Origin of the sequence: Chachezhania sediminis (assembly GCF_009765275.1) — a bacterium.
In the GTDB taxonomy this organism is placed as follows: domain Bacteria; phylum Pseudomonadota; class Alphaproteobacteria; order Rhodobacterales; family Rhodobacteraceae; genus Chachezhania; species Chachezhania sediminis.
The window spans coordinates 87,228-103,381 of record NZ_VOPH01000013.1 but is presented as its reverse complement, the minus strand read 5'-3'; the positions used below and the strand labels follow the sequence as shown (position 1 = coordinate 103,381).

Annotated in this window: 14 protein-coding genes; 8 read left to right on the top strand and 6 right to left on the bottom strand. The window is 65.9% G+C overall.

Annotation, left to right across the window (positions count from 1 at the left end):
* The 3 genes from FQK05_RS23235 to FQK05_RS23225 form a co-directional block, all read right to left on the bottom strand.
* Nucleotides 1–222, bottom strand: a 222-nt coding sequence (locus FQK05_RS23235) for a hypothetical protein (RefSeq protein ID WP_158971465.1), incomplete at its 3' end; no start/stop codon positions are given.
* Nucleotides 222–1,442 carry an AAA family ATPase gene (locus tag FQK05_RS23230; RefSeq protein ID WP_158971463.1) on the bottom strand — a complete coding sequence of 407 codons (1,221 nt, stop codon included), beginning with the start codon at nucleotides 1,440–1,442 and terminating at the stop codon, nucleotides 222–224. The genes FQK05_RS23230 and FQK05_RS23235, both read right to left, overlap by 1 nt.
* A gap of 303 nt (nucleotides 1,443–1,745) precedes the next feature.
* Nucleotides 1,746–2,909, bottom strand: coding sequence for an ATP-binding protein (locus FQK05_RS23225; RefSeq protein WP_158971461.1), 1,164 nt, complete (start codon nucleotides 2,907–2,909; stop codon nucleotides 1,746–1,748).
* Nucleotides 2,910–3,083: 174 nt separating this feature from the next.
* On the opposite strand from FQK05_RS23225, the gene FQK05_RS23220 reads away from it, so the two are divergent.
* The 6 genes from FQK05_RS23220 to FQK05_RS23195 all read left to right on the top strand — a co-directional run bounded on the left by FQK05_RS23220 (nucleotide 3,084) and on the right by FQK05_RS23195 (nucleotide 9,154).
* Nucleotides 3,084–5,531: a heavy metal translocating P-type ATPase gene (locus tag FQK05_RS23220; protein ID WP_158971459.1), complete on the top strand. Its 2,448-nt coding sequence runs from the start codon at nucleotides 3,084–3,086 to the stop codon at nucleotides 5,529–5,531.
* Between the two features lie 55 nt (nucleotides 5,532–5,586).
* Complete coding sequence (locus FQK05_RS23215; RefSeq protein WP_158971457.1) at nucleotides 5,587–6,000, top strand: Cu(I)-responsive transcriptional regulator; 414 nt, start codon at nucleotides 5,587–5,589, stop codon at nucleotides 5,998–6,000.
* Nucleotides 6,001–6,020: 20 nt separating this feature from the next.
* The gene (locus tag FQK05_RS23210; protein ID WP_158971455.1) at nucleotides 6,021–6,341 is read left to right on the top strand and encodes a hypothetical protein; all 321 of its coding nucleotides are present in this window, start codon (nucleotides 6,021–6,023) and stop codon (nucleotides 6,339–6,341) included.
* A 65-nt stretch (nucleotides 6,342–6,406) separates the two neighbouring features.
* Nucleotides 6,407–6,835 carry a c-type cytochrome gene (locus tag FQK05_RS23205; RefSeq protein ID WP_158971453.1) on the top strand — a complete coding sequence of 143 codons (429 nt, stop codon included), beginning with the start codon at nucleotides 6,407–6,409 and terminating at the stop codon, nucleotides 6,833–6,835.
* 163 nt (nucleotides 6,836–6,998) lie between these two features.
* Entirely contained in the window at nucleotides 6,999–8,126 is a 1,128-nt protein-coding gene (locus FQK05_RS23200) for a zinc-dependent alcohol dehydrogenase family protein (RefSeq protein ID WP_158971451.1), read from the top strand.
* Between the two features lie 65 nt (nucleotides 8,127–8,191).
* A complete protein-coding gene (locus FQK05_RS23195; RefSeq protein WP_158971449.1) occupies nucleotides 8,192–9,154 on the top strand; it encodes a LysR family transcriptional regulator in 963 nt (320 codons plus the stop codon).
* On the opposite strand, the gene FQK05_RS23190 is transcribed toward FQK05_RS23195, so the two are convergent.
* The 3 genes from FQK05_RS23190 to FQK05_RS23180 are packed head-to-tail and all read right to left on the bottom strand — an operon-like array spanning nucleotide 9,138 to nucleotide 12,311.
* Nucleotides 9,138–9,959 (bottom strand): FAS1-like dehydratase domain-containing protein, encoded by an 822-nt coding sequence (locus FQK05_RS23190; protein ID WP_158971447.1) that lies wholly within the window; start codon nucleotides 9,957–9,959, stop codon nucleotides 9,138–9,140. The genes FQK05_RS23195 and FQK05_RS23190 overlap by 17 nt on opposite strands.
* A 22-nt stretch (nucleotides 9,960–9,981) precedes the next feature.
* On the bottom strand, nucleotides 9,982–11,151 hold the full coding sequence (locus tag FQK05_RS23185; RefSeq protein ID WP_325063958.1) for an acyl-CoA dehydrogenase family protein: 1,170 nt from the start codon (nucleotides 11,149–11,151) through the stop codon (nucleotides 9,982–9,984).
* Complete coding sequence (locus FQK05_RS23180) at nucleotides 11,148–12,311, bottom strand: CaiB/BaiF CoA transferase family protein (RefSeq protein ID WP_158971445.1); 1,164 nt, start codon at nucleotides 12,309–12,311, stop codon at nucleotides 11,148–11,150. Before FQK05_RS23180 ends, FQK05_RS23185 begins: the two co-directional genes overlap by 4 nt.
* A gap of 297 nt (nucleotides 12,312–12,608) precedes the next feature.
* Here FQK05_RS23180 and FQK05_RS23175 point away from each other — a divergent pair, with 297 nt between their 5' ends.
* Together FQK05_RS23175 and FQK05_RS23170 are read left to right on the top strand one after the other, a co-directional pair.
* Complete coding sequence (locus FQK05_RS23175; RefSeq protein WP_158971443.1) at nucleotides 12,609–13,031, top strand: hypothetical protein; 423 nt, start codon at nucleotides 12,609–12,611, stop codon at nucleotides 13,029–13,031.
* Nucleotides 13,032–13,090: 59 nt separating this feature from the next.
* A complete protein-coding gene (locus tag FQK05_RS23170; RefSeq protein ID WP_267902382.1) occupies nucleotides 13,091–15,901 on the top strand; it encodes a M10 family metallopeptidase in 2,811 nt (936 codons plus the stop codon).
* Nucleotides 15,902–16,154 lie beyond the last annotated feature (253 nt).

The following is a 16,154-nucleotide window of genomic DNA, read 5'->3' as shown; positions in this document are numbered from 1 at the left end:
CTCGGTCACGTCGATGCGGTCGCGGATCGGCGAGGGGTCGATCAGGCCGACCGGCACCATCCGGAACATCCGGGTTTCCGCTGCCGCCGACTGCTGTGCCTTGTCGAGGCTCGCGGCGCCCTTGACGAACATTGGCGTCCGGCGGACGGGCTTCGGGACTGCGCCGTCTTCGGGTGCAGCACCCGGATTGGCGGGAAAAGCGGTACGGGGCTTGCGGGCCATCAGCTATCCTCCCGTTCGAAGGGTTGCCTGCCCCACGAGGCCATGATTTCGGCGTCGATTTCGTCGGTGATGCCGCTCAGGCTTTCGAAGATCCTGTCATAGGTCTTGCGGTGAAAGCTGGACGGGTCGATTTCCAGCAGCGGATTCATCGTGTTGCCGGCATCCGCGATGGCGGTCGAACTGACGAAATCGTGCTTCAGCATCGCGCCGCCCAGATGGCTGCGCAGGAAGGACGACAGCTGCAATTGCGCAGGATCGGACGCGGAATAGCGGGTCAGAACGAAGCGGATGAAGTCGTACCGCTTGTCCTGATGCTGTTCGACGACCTCCATCGTGCTGGCGGCAAGTTCCAGGAACTTGGCCAGCGACACGACGTCCAGCATGCCCGCGGACAGGGGGATCAACATCCCCCGCGCGGCGAAGACGGCGGCGATGACCGCAAAGGACATGTGCGGTGGCGTGTCGAACAGGACGAGGTCATAGAAATCGTCCACCGCCTCCAACGCGTCGGAAATCCGGCGGTGGAAGGGCGTCGCCGTCGCCCCGGCCTGGAACGAGGCCGAGGTTTCGAATTCGAATTCCGTCATCGACATGGACCCGGGCACGATGTCGATATTGGGGACATAGGTGGCCTGGATCGCTTCGGTGATCGGTATGGGGCCGATGCCGCTGGCGGGGTCTTCGTATTTCAGGACGTCGTAGATCGAGGGCAGGTCGTCCACGTCTGCCTGCACATCGAACATGTCGGAAAAGCTGGCCTGCGGGTCGAGGTCGACAACCAGGATCCGGTAGCCGCGAAGCGCCAGGAACTGCGCCAGATTGGCCGAGAGCGACGTCTTCGACACGCCGCCCTTCAGGTTGTAGACGACCAGACGTGCCTGCGGGTCGCCCGGTTGCCGGCGGGGATAGCGTTCCAGCCCGATCTTGCCTTCGGCCAGCAGCACGTCGAGGATCTGGTTCACCTCTTCCGCGCTGAAATACTTGCGGTTTCCGGCCTCCAGGGTGCCGGGGGGCATCCCGTCCAGCGTGTTCAGGTATTGCCGCAGGCTGTTGTATTTAACCCGCAACGCATGCGAGACTTCGCGCACGGAAAACGGCCGCAGCGGCTTGTCGGACTTCCGCTTGTCCGGGGAATGCAACAGCTCTTTCTGCTGCGTCAGCGCGGTCTCGATGATCCCGCTGAAACGCATGAGCTGTTCGGATGCCAGAAGATCTGCCACGTACTGCCTCGACTGCCCTGTCTTTCTTGTTGATAAGTCTTATATCAGCGATCCCGTACATTTCCAGACTTTGTTGACATGAAATGCTTGCGCTGAGGTGGGTGTAACTTTCCGACTTACCAAAAGCAATGTAAATCAATGCCTTGACGGATTTTCTTCACCTTCCGGGGGCGGGTGGCGGCCTGTCCGGGCAGCTGATCGGGTGTCTCCATGTCGGGATTTGCGGCAGCTGGGTGGGCGGCCGGTCCTTCGGAACAGGGGATTCGCGGTGGGGGACTCGGCTGCCGCGATCGGGCAGGGGGGTCAGGCGGCGGCCAGTTTCTCCATCGCTGCAATCAGGGACATGGCGCGCAGGCCGCCCTGGCTGGGGACGTTCCGCCCGTCCGCATAGACAAGGATGCGCTCGGCCGCCGAAAGCTCCTCTGCCGCGATGTGAAATCCGCGGCTGACCTTGGGTGCGGTGGTGCGCTTGACCTCGATTGCCCATAGCGCACCGCCGGGCAATTGCAGCAGCAGGTCGATTTCGGCGCCGGCGGACGAGCGGTAGAAGAACGCCTCGGTCCCGCGCGGGGCTGCGGCGATCAGGTTCTCGATACAGAAACCTTCCCAGCTGCCGCCGACCACCGGATGGCCCAGCAGCGCCTCGGTCGTGCCAAGGCCCAGCAGGGCGTGGGTTAGGCCGGCATCGCGGATATAGACTTTGGGCGACTTCACCAGCCGCTTGCCGGCATTGGAATGCCAGGGGGTTAACCGGCGGACCAGCATCAGGTCGACCAGCAGGTCGAGATAGCGCGCCACGCTTTGTCCCGAAACGCCCAGGTTCGCGGCCAGCTTTGATGCGTTCAGCAATCCGCCCTGATCGTGCGCCAGCATCGTCCAGAACCGGCGCAGCGTTTCCGCGGGGATCCGCAGGCCAAAGGCCGGGATGTCGCGTTCCAGGTAGGTGCGGATGAAATCTTCGCGCCAGGTCAGGCTGGACCGGTCGCTGCCCGCCAGGAAGCTTTCAGGAAAGCCGCCCCGCAGCCACAGCCGGTTCAGCGTGTCGGCCCCGGTTTCTGTCAGGGTAAAAGGCGTCAGTTCGTGATAACTGACCCGCCCCGCCAGCGATTCCGCGCTTTGGTGCAGCAGTGTGTCCGAGGCAGATCCCAGCAGCAGGAACTGCCCCGTCCGGTGCCCCTGTCGTCGTCGCCGATCGATCTGGCCGCGCAGCGCGCCGAAGAGGTCAGGCATCATCTGCACCTCGTCGATCACCACCAGCCGGCCGATCTGTTCGTCCAGATACAGGTCCGGTTCCGCCAGAACCTGCCGGTCTGCGGGGCGTTCCATGTCCAGGTAGACGGCATCGCGGCTGTCGGCGATGTCCTGCGCCAGGGTCGTCTTTCCCACCTGGCGCGGCCCCAGAAGGACGACGCCGGCCTGCTGGTTCAGGGCATCTTCCACCGAATGTCTATGGGATCGCGTGATCATACCTTGTATATTCTCTATATGACGGAAGATTTACAAGGTTAAAGTGAACCATCAGCGCGAACGGGGCGCGTCCGGCGGTATTCGGGCAAACCGGCAAAACCTTCCCTTGACCCTCCAGCGACTGGAGACCTTACTTGCAGAGTCCAAACTCCTTCTTCAAGGAAAGGATGCGTCATGGCCGAGGCCCACGCTCACGATTCAGACACCGTTGTCCGCGATCCCGTCTGCGGGATGACCGTCGACCCGGCCGCGGGCAAGCCCACGACCGAGCATGACGGCCCTATCTATCACTTCTGCGCCGACGGCTGCCGCAAGAAGTTCGAGGCGGACCCCGAGGCCTATCTGACAGCCAGGGACCCGGTCTGCGGGATGAGCGTCGACAGGTCATCGGCGAAACACATGGCCAGGAATGACGGGCAGAGGTTCTATTTCTGCTCCTCCCGCTGCCAGACCAAGTTCGAAGGTGACCCGGAGCAGTACCTAGGCGACCGGCCCGAATCCGAACCGATGCCTGAAGGCACGATGTATACCTGCCCGATGGACCCCGAGATCGTGCAGGATCATCCCGGCGACTGCCCGATCTGCGGCATGGCGCTGGAGCCGATGACGCCGACGCTCGACAGCGGGCCGCACCCGGAATTCGTCGATTTCAAGCGGCGCCTGAAGATCACCGCGCCGCTGGCGGCCGCGGTCTTCGTGCTGGAAATGGGCAGCCATGTCGGCATCCCCTTCGACAGGTGGCTGGGCCACACGGCCTTTGTCTGGGTGCAGTTCCTGCTGGCAACGCCGGTGGTCTGGTTCACGCGGATGTTCTTCAAGCGGGCCTGGAACTCGGTCAGGAATCGCAGCCCCAACATGTGGACGCTGATCGGTCTGGGGACCGGGGCGGCATACCTGTTTTCCATCGTCTCAATGCTGGCGCCGGGACTGCTGCCCGCGCAGATGCAGGACGGGATGGGCATGACCCCGGTCTATTTCGAGGCGACGGCGGTGATCCTTGTGCTGGTCCTGATCGGGCAGGTGATGGAACTGGCGGCGCGCGAGCGCACCGGCGACGCGATCCGCGCGTTGATGGACCTGGCGCCCAAGACTGCCCGCCGGGTACGCGGCGACAGGGAAGAGGACGTGCCGCTGGAGGATCTGAAATCCGGCGACGTCCTGCGGGTGCGCCCGGGCGAAAGCGTGCCGGTCGACGGCGTGGTGACCGAAGGCCGGTCTTCCGTCGACGAGAGCATGATCACGGGCGAGCCGGTCCCGGTGGAGAAGGTCGCGGGCGAGCCGGTCACCGGCGGCACGCTGAACAGGACCGGCAGCTTCCTGATGAAGGCGGAAAATGTCGGGGACGACACGACGCTGAACCGGATCGTGCAGATGATCGCGTCCGCCCAGAGGTCGCGGGCACCGATCCAGGCGGTGGCGGACAAGGTTGCGGGCTACTTCGTGCCCGCGGTCGTGGCCTGTGCCGTGCTGGCCTTTGTGGCCTGGTGGATCCTTGGCCCGTCGCCCGCGCTGTCCTATGCCTTTGTTGCCGCCGTGTCGGTGCTGATCATCGCGTGCCCCTGCGCGCTTGGCCTCGCTACGCCGATGTCGATCATGGTGGCTTCGGGCCGGGGGGCGCGGGCGGGCGTGCTGATCCGCGATGCCGAAGCGCTGGAGCGGTTCGCCAGGGTCGACGTGCTGATCGTCGACAAGACCGGCACCCTAACCGAAGGCAAGCCCACCCTGACCGACGTCGAGACCCGGGAGATGGACGAAGCCACCTTCCTGACGTTGGTGGCAGCGCTGGAACGCGGGTCCGAACACCCGCTGGCCGAGGCCATCGTGGCTGGGGCCGAAGAGCGGGGCGCCACCCGGACCGACAGCACAGATTTCGATGCCGTCACCGGCAAGGGCGTCACCGGCAGGGTGGACGGCCGGACCGTTGCGCTGGGAAATGCGGCGCTGATGGCGGACTTGGTCGTCGATACGGGCAATCTGGCCGACCGGGCCAGGGCCCTGCAGGCCGAAGGCAAGACGGCGATGTTCGTGGCGGTCGACGGCCAGGCCGCGGGGCTTGTTGCCGTGGCCGACCGGATCAAGCCCACGACGGCCGAAGCCATCAAGGCGCTTCACGATCTCGGCCTGCGGATCGTCATGGCCACGGGCGATGCCCAGGCCACGGCGCAGGCGGTGGCCAGGGAACTGGGCATCGACGAGATCCACGCCGAGGTCAGCCCCGAGGACAAGAACGCCCTTGTCCGCAAGCTGAAGGGCGAAGGCCTGTCCGTCGCCATGGCCGGCGACGGCGTCAACGACGCGCCTGCGCTGGCCCAGGCCGACGTGGGCATCGCCATGGGCACCGGCGCCGACGTGGCGGTGGAAAGTGCGGGCATCACGCTGGTCAAGGGCGACCTGACCGGCATCGTGCGTGCCCGGAAGCTGGCAGAGGCCACGATGTGCAACATCCGGCAGAACCTGTTCTTTGCCTTCATCTACAATTCGGCCGGCGTGCCGATCGCGGCCGGGATCCTCTATCCGTTCCTGGGCATCCTGCTGTCGCCGATCTTTGCCGCTGCAGCGATGAGCCTGTCGTCGGTGTCGGTCATCAGCAATGCGCTGCGGCTGCGGGCGACGAAGCTTTGACAGGCTTGACCAGGGGGGCGAAAGCCCCCTTATCCGACGGGAAAGGATCTGAGCGATGAACATCGGACGCGCGGCGGAAAAGACCGGCCTGTCGGTCAAGACGATCCGCTATTACGAGGAAATCGGCCTGGTTGATGCCGACCGTTCGGCCAATGGCTACCGCGATTTCGGCGACCGGCAGATCACCCAACTGCGGATGCTGGCGCAGGCGCGGCATCTGGGTTTCGGGCTGGAGGAATGCCGCCAGCTTCTGGACCTGAACGCCGATCCCGGCCGGGCCAGCCGCGACGTGCAGGCGCTGGCAGTCCGGAACCTGGATGCCGTCCGGTCCAAGATCCGGCAGCTTCAGACGCTGGAGGCTCAGCTGGAAACGCTGATCCACGATTGCCACGGCAACGACGACCCTGACTGCGCGATCCTTGACGGGCTCGCCGGTCCGATCGGCCTGGCTTGCGGCGCCAAGCCATAGTCGCTGTCGCAGAGACTGACATGCGCCGTATCCTGATCCTTCTGGCCCTGGTCCTGACCGCCTGGGCAAGCCTGCCGGACAAGGCCCCGGCGCATGGGGTGGATCACGACATGGCCATGACAGGAGACATGGTCACAGACTGTCCCGGCTGCACGGGCCTCGGCGATGACCACGTCGCCGCCGATTGTGCCCACCTGGCCTGTTGCGCCACGTCTGCGCTTTCGACCGCTTTGCAAGGCACCGCGACACGGCCGGCCACGGCGCTGGCCTTCCGTCCGGACCTGCGAAAGGCGTTCCACCCGACCGTCCTTCTGTCCGACCCGCCGCCACCGCGATCCTGAACGCATCGAACCCCTTTCGACGATGCCAGCGCGGCCCCCATGCCGCGCCTTTCAGGAAGACGACCATGAACAAGATCATTCCCGCGGCGGCGGCGGTCCTTGCCCTTGCGGGCGGTGCCTATGTGCTGACCCGATCGCCCAATACGGCTCAGGCGCAGACCCCCGCCATGGGCGCACCACTGGTAGAAATCGTCGTGCCCCAGACGCTTTCCCCCGAAGCGACCATGGGCCAGCGCGGCTTTGATGCGGTCTGCGCCGCCTGTCACGGGCAGAATGCCACCGGCAGGATGGGCTTTGGCCCGCCGCTGGTGAACAGGATCTATGAACCGGGACACCACGGGGACATGTCCTTTCAGCTGGCGGTCCAGAACGGCGTCCGCGCCCACCACTGGCGGTTCGGCGACATGCCGCCCCAGCCGGGGATGACCCCAGCCGAGGTGAAGGCCATCGTGGCCTATGTGCGTGCGTTGCAGCGCGCCAACGGGATCGACTGATCTGCGCTGCGGGCTACAATCCCGCAGACATCCGGCGGTTTCTTGGTATCTTCCCCGAAGCCCGGGTCCGGCCCGGGGGGTGAAGAAGCGCCCGGCCGGCAGAGGACTGGGCACAGGATCATTGACGCGGACCTGTAGCAGGCCGCGCCGAAGGGGGAATGACATGAAGATCAAGGCGGCAGTCCTGGAGGAGATCGGGCGACCCGGTCCCTATGCCGAAACGAAACCCCTGACGATCTGCGAGATCGACCTGGAAGACCCGCGCGAAGGGGAAGTGCTGATCGAGATCCGGGCCGCCGGACTTTGCCATTCCGACCTGTCGGTGGTGAACGGCGACCGGCCGCGTCAGTTGCCGATGGTGCTGGGCCATGAAAGCGCCGGCATCGTCCGGGCCGTGGGCCCGGGCGTCGACCGATTCCAGCCGGGCGACCATGTCGTGTCGGTCTTCGTGCCGTCCTGCGGCCATTGCGGGCCCTGCAAGGCCGGGCGCCCGGCCTTGTGCGAACCCGGTGCCGTGGCGAACGGGCTGGGAGAGATGATCGGCGGCGGCACGCGGCTTAGCCGGGACGGACAGCAAGTCTATCACATGACCGGCGTTGCCTGTTACGCGGAGCACGCGGTGATGTCCCAGAACTCGCTGGTCAAGATCGACCTGGAGGTGCCGCTGCACCTGGCCGCGCTGATGGGCTGTGCCGTTCTGACCGGGGCGGGGGCCGTGTTCAATTCGGGCGATGTGAAACCCGGGACCAGCACCGCCATCGTGGGGCTGGGCGGCGTGGGCCTGTCGGCCGTGATGGCCGCCTATGCCGCCGGCGCCGATACCATCGTCGCTGTCGACGTGCTGGACGAAAAGCTGGAGGTCGCGAAGCAGATGGGCGCGACCCATGTCGTCAATTCCTCGCGCGAGGGGGCGAAGGACGAGCTGCGCGAACTGACCAAGGGCGGCGTCCAGACGGCGATGGATTTCACCGGCAACGTGAACGCCCTGCGCTTTGCCTATGACGTGACGCGCCGCGGGGGCACGACCCTGACCGCGGGCCTGCCGGCGCCGACGGCAGAGCTGAAGATCCCCGCCGTTATGCTGACGGCCGAGGAACGGACGGTGAAGGGCAGCTATCTCGGCTCCGGCGTGCCGACGCGGGACATCCCCCGGTTCCTGGCGCTGCATGCGCAGGGCCGCCTGCCGGTCGAAAAGCTGCTGACCGAACGGATCCGGCTGGACCAGATCAACGAAGGCTTCGACAAGCTGCAGGCTGGCAAGGCCATCCGGCAGGTGATCGAGTTCGCGTGACGCCTTGACCCTGCGGATCCCGGCGCCGACAGTCGGGATCCACCGGGGGCGAGGGAGGGGCCTGCATGGACATCCGCCAGCTGCGGTACTTCATCGCCATTGCCGAGGCCGGATCGCTGTCGGCCGCGGCGCAGCGCCTGCGCATCGCCCAGCCGTCGCTGTCGCAGCACCTGGCGAACATGGAGCAGGAGCTCGACGTGCAGCTTGTCGTCCGCTCGCCCCGGGGGTCCACCCTGACGGCGGAAGGCGAGGTGCTGCTGACCCACGCCACCGGCATCTGCGAGATGCTGAACCGCTGCGTGTCCGAGATGCGCGACCTGTCGGGCGAGGTGGCGGGAACCGTCCGTTTCGGCATGCCGCCGTCATCGTCGATGGTGATGTCGGTGCCCCTCGCCGAAACCGTGCGGGTGGATCTGCCGAAGGTCCGCCTGCGCGCCAGCGAGGCGATGAGCGGCTTCATCAAGACCTGGATCGACGACGGCACGGTCGAGATCGGGATGCTTTACGACCTGAACGGGGTCGAGCATTTCAAGGCCACGCATGTGCTGGACGAAGGGCTGTTCTTCTTTTCCGCCCCCGATGCATGGCCGCTGAAGACGAAGCCCGGAACCCCCGTGCCCCTGCGTGACCTGGCAGGGGTGGAACTTGTCCTGCCCGGCGAACCGCATGGCCTGCGCCGGATCGTCGACCGGGCGGCGGCAGAGGCGGGCGTGACTCTGAACGTGGTGACCGAACTGGACGCGATGACCCAGATCAAGGAACTGGTGGCGCGCGGGTCGGGCTTTTCCATCTTTGCCCCGGCGGCCTGCCACGACTTCGTGAATGCCGGCCGGCTGATCAAGGCGCCGATCGTCGACCCGGTGATATCCCGCCCCGTCTATCTGGTGCGCAACCCCGCCGTGACCCAGACCCGCGCCTGTGCGGCCATCGAAAAGGTGACGCTGAAGGTCGCGTCCGACATGGTGCGCCGGGGGATCTGGGAAGGACGGCTGGCCTTCGATCCGGAAACGCTCAAGCCGACGCGCTAGCCTGCATGGTCACCACGTTCCGGGTCAGGTCGCGGACCCGCAGCGCCAGCGTGTCGCCGTCAGCCCGTGCCTCGACCCGGACAGGGGTGCCGGCGGTCAGGGGGGACAGGCCGCGATAGCGGAAGCTCGCCGGCACATGGCCCAGCACGTCGGTCGCCAGGTGCTGCATCCAAGTCGACTGCATCGGACCGTGCACCACCAGCCCGGCATAGCCTTCGACGCCGGTGGCATAGGCCAGGTCGTAATGGATCCGGTGCCCGTTGAAGGTCATCGCCGAATAGCGAAACAGCAGCGTGGCATCGGGCGTGATTTCCCGGCCTTCTGCGCCCGCCCAGTCCTCTGCCTGGGGCGGGACAGGGACAGGGGCATCGGGGTCGGGATCTTCTCGATACACGATGTCGTGCACTTCCTCGATCCGCGTCTGGCCCCCGACGGAATAGCGGTGGTCCAGCGTCAGGAAGCCCAGCCGCCCGGTCCGGCCTTCCTTGTAGGCGATATCGCGGACGGTGGTGTCTCGTGTGACGGTCTCGCCCTCGTGCACGCCGCCGTTCCAGGTGATGGACCCGCCAGCCCACATTCGTCGCTTCAGGCCCAGATCGGGGACCACCAGCCCGACACGGGGATGGGCGTCGCGCCCCAGATCGGCCGCCGGGTAGATGTCGGGCGACAGGATCCATTGCAGGCCGGGGCTGTCGGGCCCGGCGCAGTGCATGTCGCCGATGGTCACGCGGAATTCGGCCATCAGCCGGCCGGTCAGTGTGTCGGTGGCGCTGCGGGTGCGGCCGATCCAGTCTTCGGGGGACATTATGTGCTCCTTCGAAACGATGTCAGAACGACCGGGGCAGGCCCAGCACATGTTCGGCCACGTAGGACAGGATCAGGTTCGTCGAAATCGGCGCCACCTGGTACAGCCGCGTTTCCCGGAACTTGCGCTCGACGTCGTACTCCTCGGCAAAGCCGAAGCCGCCATGGCTTTGCAGGCAGGCATTCCCGGCCTCCCAGCTGGCATCGGCCGCCAGCATCTTGGCCATGTTGGCCTGCGCGCCGCAGTCCTCGTGCGCGTCGAAGCGGCGGCAGGCCTCGAACCGCATCAGGTTCGCCGCTTCGATGTTGACATAGGCCCTGGCAATCGGGAACTGCACGCCCTGGTTCTGGCCGATGGGTCGGCCGAAGACCACGCGTTCCGACGCATAGGCCGCGGCCTTTTCCACGAACCAGTAGCCGTCGCCGATGCATTCGGCCGCGATCAGCGTCCGTTCGGCGTTCAGCCCGTCCAGGATGTAGCGAAAGCCCATCCCTTCCTCGCCGATCATGTTCTCGGCCGGGATTTCAAGGTTGTCGAAGAACACCTCGTAGGTTTCGTGACCCACCATGTTGCGGATCTTGCGGATTTCCATGCCGTGGCCGATGGCCTGCTTCAGGTCGACGATGAAGATCGACATGCCCAGTGACTTGCGCTTCACCTCGTCCAGGGGCGTGGTCCGGGCCAGCAGGATCATCAGGTCGGAATGTTCGATCCGGCTGATCCAGACCTTCTGACCGTTCACGACGTACCGGTCGCCCTGCCGCTTCGCGACGGTCTTGATCTTGGTCGTGTCGGTGCCGGTCGTGGGTTCGGTCACCGCCATGGACTGCAGCCGCAACTCTCCGGAGGCGATCCCCGGCAGATAACGCGCCTTCTGTTCGGCCGATCCGTGCCGCAGCAGCGTGCCCATGTTGTACATCTGCCCATGGCAGTGCCCGGCATTGCCGCCGGCGCGGTTGATCTCCTCCATCACGATGGAGGCTTCGGTCAGGCCAAGGCCCGCGCCGCCGAATTCTTCCGGGATCATCGCGGCCAGCCAGCCGGCTTCGGTCAGCGCATCGATGAATTCGACCGGGTAGGTTTCGTCGCGGGCATGGGTGCGGTGGTATTCGCCGGGAAACTGGGCGCAGAGCGCGCGCAGCGCATCGCGCATGTCGTCGTGCCGGGCCGAGGCGCTGGTGGGAAGTGTCACGTGGGATGTCCTGTTCTGTTGGGTCGGTCGCCGGCCGTGGCAGGCGTGAATTCGGTGCGGATGGCGTCACTGTGCTGGCCCAGGGCCGGAACGGGGCCGAACTTGCGGACCTGCCCGTCCACCAGCGCGCCGGGGGCCAGAAGGCGGACCGGGCCGGTGGGTGTCCCGACCTCGACAAAGCGGTTCTGGGGGTGGCGGGCCAGGTCTTCCATGGTCGACACGCGGCCGCAGGCGATGCCGGCCTCGGTCAGAAGATCGGCCAGCGCATCGCGGGGCCGGGTGGCGAAACTGTCGCTGACCAGTGCGTCCAGCGCGGCGCGGTTCGCCACACGCTGCGCATTGGTGGCAAAGCGCGGGTCGGTGGCCAGTGCGGTATCGCCCAGCACCTTGTCGCAGAAACGGGCCCATTCGCGTTCGTTCTGGATCGACAGCAGGACCTCTTTCCCGTCGGACCCGGCAAAGATGCCATAGGGCGCGATGGTCGGGTGGGACAGGCCCTGCCGTTCCGGGGCTTTCCCGCCATAGGCATATTGCAGGTAGGGCACGTTCATCCAATCGGCCAGCGCGTGGAACAGGCTGACAGCGACGTGGCGGCCCCGGCCGGTCTTCTGGCGGCCGATCAGCGCCTCCAGCACCGCCTGGTGGGCGGTCATCCCGCAGGCGATGTCGCAGACCGACACGCCCACGCGGGCAGGCCCGGCGGCATTGCCGGTGATTGCCGACAGCCCGCTTTCCGCCTGAACCAGCAGGTCATAGGCCTTGCGCGCGGCAAAGGGCCCGTCGTCGCCATAGCCGGAAATGGAAACGGTGATCAGCCCCGGATACCGGGCCCGCAGCCGGTCGGCGGCAAAGCCCAGCCTGTCCACCGCGCCGGGTGCAAGGTTCTGGATGAAGACATCGGCCCTGGCCAGCATCCCTTCCAGCACCGCGCGGTCGGCCGGGGTCTTCAGGTCCAGGCAGAGGCTTTCCTTGCCGCGGTTCAGCCAGACGAAATAGGCGCTTTCGCCATGGACAAGGTCATCGTAACCGCGGGCGAAGTCGCCTTCGGGGCGTTCGATCTTGATAACGCGCGCCCCGGCCTCGGCCAGGCGGGCAGACAGATAGGGCGCCGCCACCGCCTGTTCGATCGAGACGACAAGCAGTCCCTCCAGATCACTCATGTCCGTCCTTTCCGGGTTGGTCCGGCATCATCGCACGCCATGGGCGAAACCTTGTCATAGGACATTCCGAACGGGGCCATTCGTCCAGTCTATGCCCGCAGAAGCGCCCGCGTTGCGCCGGGCCGCCCCGAGATCCGGACCGGGGCACACTGCAAAGGCACAGGTCATGTTTCGGCCACATTCCGGTCCAACATCAGCCACGCCGATAGGAGATACCCGCCTATACCAAAGCAGAGTCAGTACGGCCCGCGTCTTCATCTGGGAACTCCAGAGCCTTCGCCAAAGGACCGTACGGGCATGTCTGTTCGTCTCTCTCTTCCTGTTCTGTTGCCGTGTGTTGCGGTGGCCGCGCTGCTGAATATGGCGGACGCCGGTCGCGGTCATGCGGCGGCCACAGGGCCGGAGATCCTGTTCAGCTGCGATGTCGCGCCCGTTCTGTGCGAGGCGCTGATCGCGGCGCTTGGCGAACGTGGCGCCAGCGTGCGTCCCGCAACCGCGGATCCGGAAGTGGCGGCCGACGCCACCCGGATGCGGGTCCGCCTTCACATGGAAGACCATTCGCAGACCCGGGTCCGTGGCCATCTGTCGTGGCAGATGGGGACGGCGCCGGCCGCCCATGGCCCCAGCTTCGACCTGACCGTCATGGATCACGTGATCCAGGACGACATGCTGCGCGACTTTGCCGACCTGCTGGTCGCTAGGTCCGGCCTTCCTTTCTGACCGTTCGATTTTGTCCCTGGGGAGCGGGGGGCTCCCTCTTTCAGACAAGGTGAATTCTCATGTGCCAGATGTGCCATACACTTGATCCGTCCAAGACGACCTATGACAGCCACGGGCTGACGAACCTGTCGGGCACCAGCGTGTCGACCGCGGGAGCGACGAAACCGACCTATACGGTGGACCAGGCGGCCTATCAGCTGACCCATGGGTACTGGAATTCCAAGGGCTACAGCGACCGGCATTTCAACGTGGAAACCGGCGGCACCATTACCGTCAACCTGTCGGCGCTGAATTCCACCGCCAAGGCCACGGCGCTGCAAGCGCTGGAGGCCTGGGAACAGGTGACGGGCCTGACCTTCGTGCAGGCCAGCAGCGCCAAGATCACCTTTGCCACCAACCAGTCGGGGGCCTTTGCCACCTCGTCCACGATGGGGAACGAGATCATCTCGTCCAAGGTCAACGTCAATAACACATGGCAGTCCTACGGCGATTATTACCTGCAGACCTATATCCACGAGATCGGCCACGCGCTGGGGCTGGGTCATGCCGGCAACTACAACGGCAGCGCGGATTTCAACACGCAGGCGGTCTTTGCCAATGACAGCTGGTCGATGTCGGTGATGTCCTACTTCAGCCAGACGCAGAACCCGAACATCAACTTCAGCTATTCGTTCACGGCAACGCCGCAGCTGGCCGATATCGTGGCGATCCAGAACCTTTACGGCCGGCCGACCACGATCAACACCGGCGACACGACCTATGGTGACGGCACCAACGTGAACCAGACCGGCATGAACCTGTCCGGGGGCTGGGCGGTCTGCCTTCTGGACAATGGCGGGACCGACACGATCGACCTGGCCAGCCGCGGCGCCAGCCAGCGTCTGAACCTGAACGCCGAAACCTATTCGGACATCGACAACAAGATCGGCGTCCTGTCCATCGCTCGCGGCACGGTGATCGAAAACGCGCGGACCGGGTCCGGCAACGACACGATCACCGGGAACGAGGCCGACAATGTCCTGTCGGGCGGTGCCGGCAACGACGTGATCCAGGGTGGCGCGGGCAACGACACGCTGATCGGCGGCGGCGGGGCGGACACGCTGTATGGCGGCGCGGGGGCGGACCTGTTCACCTATTCCTCGCTGGCGGATGCCGGCGATGCGGTGGCCGATTTCTCGGCCGGGGAAGGCGACCGGATCGACCTGGGCGGCATCCTGTCGGGCCTGGGCTATACCGGCGATACCGCTGTGGCGGATGCCGTCGCGGCCGGTGTCGTTTACCTGACCGCGGCATCGGGAGGCGCGAACCTGATGGTCGATGCCGATGGCAACGGGGCAGGGGCCGCCGTGCGGCTGGCCTTCCTGGGCGGTGTCTCTGCCAGTGCGGACGTGGCCGGCCTGCTGGTCGGGACCGGTGCCGGCGGTGGCGGCGGAACCGGGGATACCGGTGGCACGGGTGATGGCGACACTGGCGGCGGTGACACGGGTGGTGGCGATACCGGCGATGGCGACACCGGGGGCGGCGATACCGACTCGCACTATGCCCTTACGGAAACCTTCATCTTGTCGGTGGGGCGGTATGGCTGGGTTCTGTCCGACACGGATGGCGGGGTCGACACGCTGGACCTCTCGGCGATCACGTCGAACATGTACATCGAACTGACCGATGGCAAGTACAGCCGCGTCGCGGGCAAGAAGCTGTACATCGCGCAGGGCACGGTGATCGAGAACGCGGTCGCCGGAGCGTCCAACGACCGCGTTACGGGCAACGGGGCGAACAACCTGCTGGAAGGTAACGACGGCAATGACAAGCTGTCCGGCCTGGAAGGCGATGACGTCCTGATCGGCGGTGCGGGCAACGACACCGGCTATTGCGGGGATGGCGACGACCGGTTCGGTGGCGGCGTGGGCAACGACCGGGCCTATGGCGGCGAAGGCAACGACACCATGCTGGGGGGTGTCGGGAATGACCGTCTTTACGGTGAAATGGGCGATGATACGCTGGAGGGTGGCGAAGGTCGCAACACGATGTACGGCGGGGCCGGCAACGACATCCTGCTTGCGGGGGACGAAGGCGACCGGATGGGCGGCGATGGCGGCAACGACATCCTGACCGGCGGCGCCGGCAACGACCGGATGGGGGGCGGCGAGGGCGACGACACGCTGACCGGCGGTCTGGGCGACGACCGGCTTTACGGCGACGGCGGCGACGACAGCCTGACCGGGGACGACGGCAAGGACACGCTGTATGGCCGCGACGGTATCGACACCCTGAGCGGCGGCAGCGGCGACGACCGGCTTTACGGCGATGCGGGCAACGACGAGATGTCGGGCGATGACGGCAACGACCGGATGTATGGCGGCAATGGCGACGACGACATGAACGGCGGCGCGGGCCTGGACCAGCTTCGCGGCGGTCGCGACGACGACACGCTGGACGGCCGTGCCGATGACGACAAGCTGTATGGCGAAGCGGGTGACGACGTGATCCTGGGCGGCCAGGGCAACGACGTGATCGATGGCGGCACCGGTAACGACGTGATCGTCGGGGGCCTGGGTCTGGACCGCGTCAAGGGCGGAACCGGGGCCGATACTTTCGTCTTCACCTCGGTCGATGATCAGGGCGATATCATCTACGACTTCTCGCAGCGTTCGGGCGATCGGTTCGACATCTCGGACCTGCTGGCCGGCAACGGACTGACCCTGGGCCAGGCGCTGGGGAACGGAGTGCTGGACTTCAGCCGCGCGTCCAGCAGCGCCTCCTATCTGGACTTCGACCTTGACGGCGACGGTGGGGCCGACGCGGTGCATCTGGCGGTTCTGCGAAACGTGCGGGACACCGCGGTGCTAGACGACGGCTGGTTCGCCTAGGACGGCCCGGCAGGGCAGGGGGATCTGCCCGCGCCGAAGGCATCGCAGGTGAACTGCCAGAACCCGGGCGGGGCTTCTTTCGTCCGCAAGCGCGGGATCGGGAAGGCGCGGATCGGCGCCTGCAGGGCGCGACGGTTCATCGTGTCCAGCCTAAAGCCGGAAGGTCGTCTGCTGACTGCCCCGAACGCGCCGCGGATGACCTTTGAACGATTGCGTCCGGGCAATGGTGGACAATCGGTGAACGGTGCGTGGG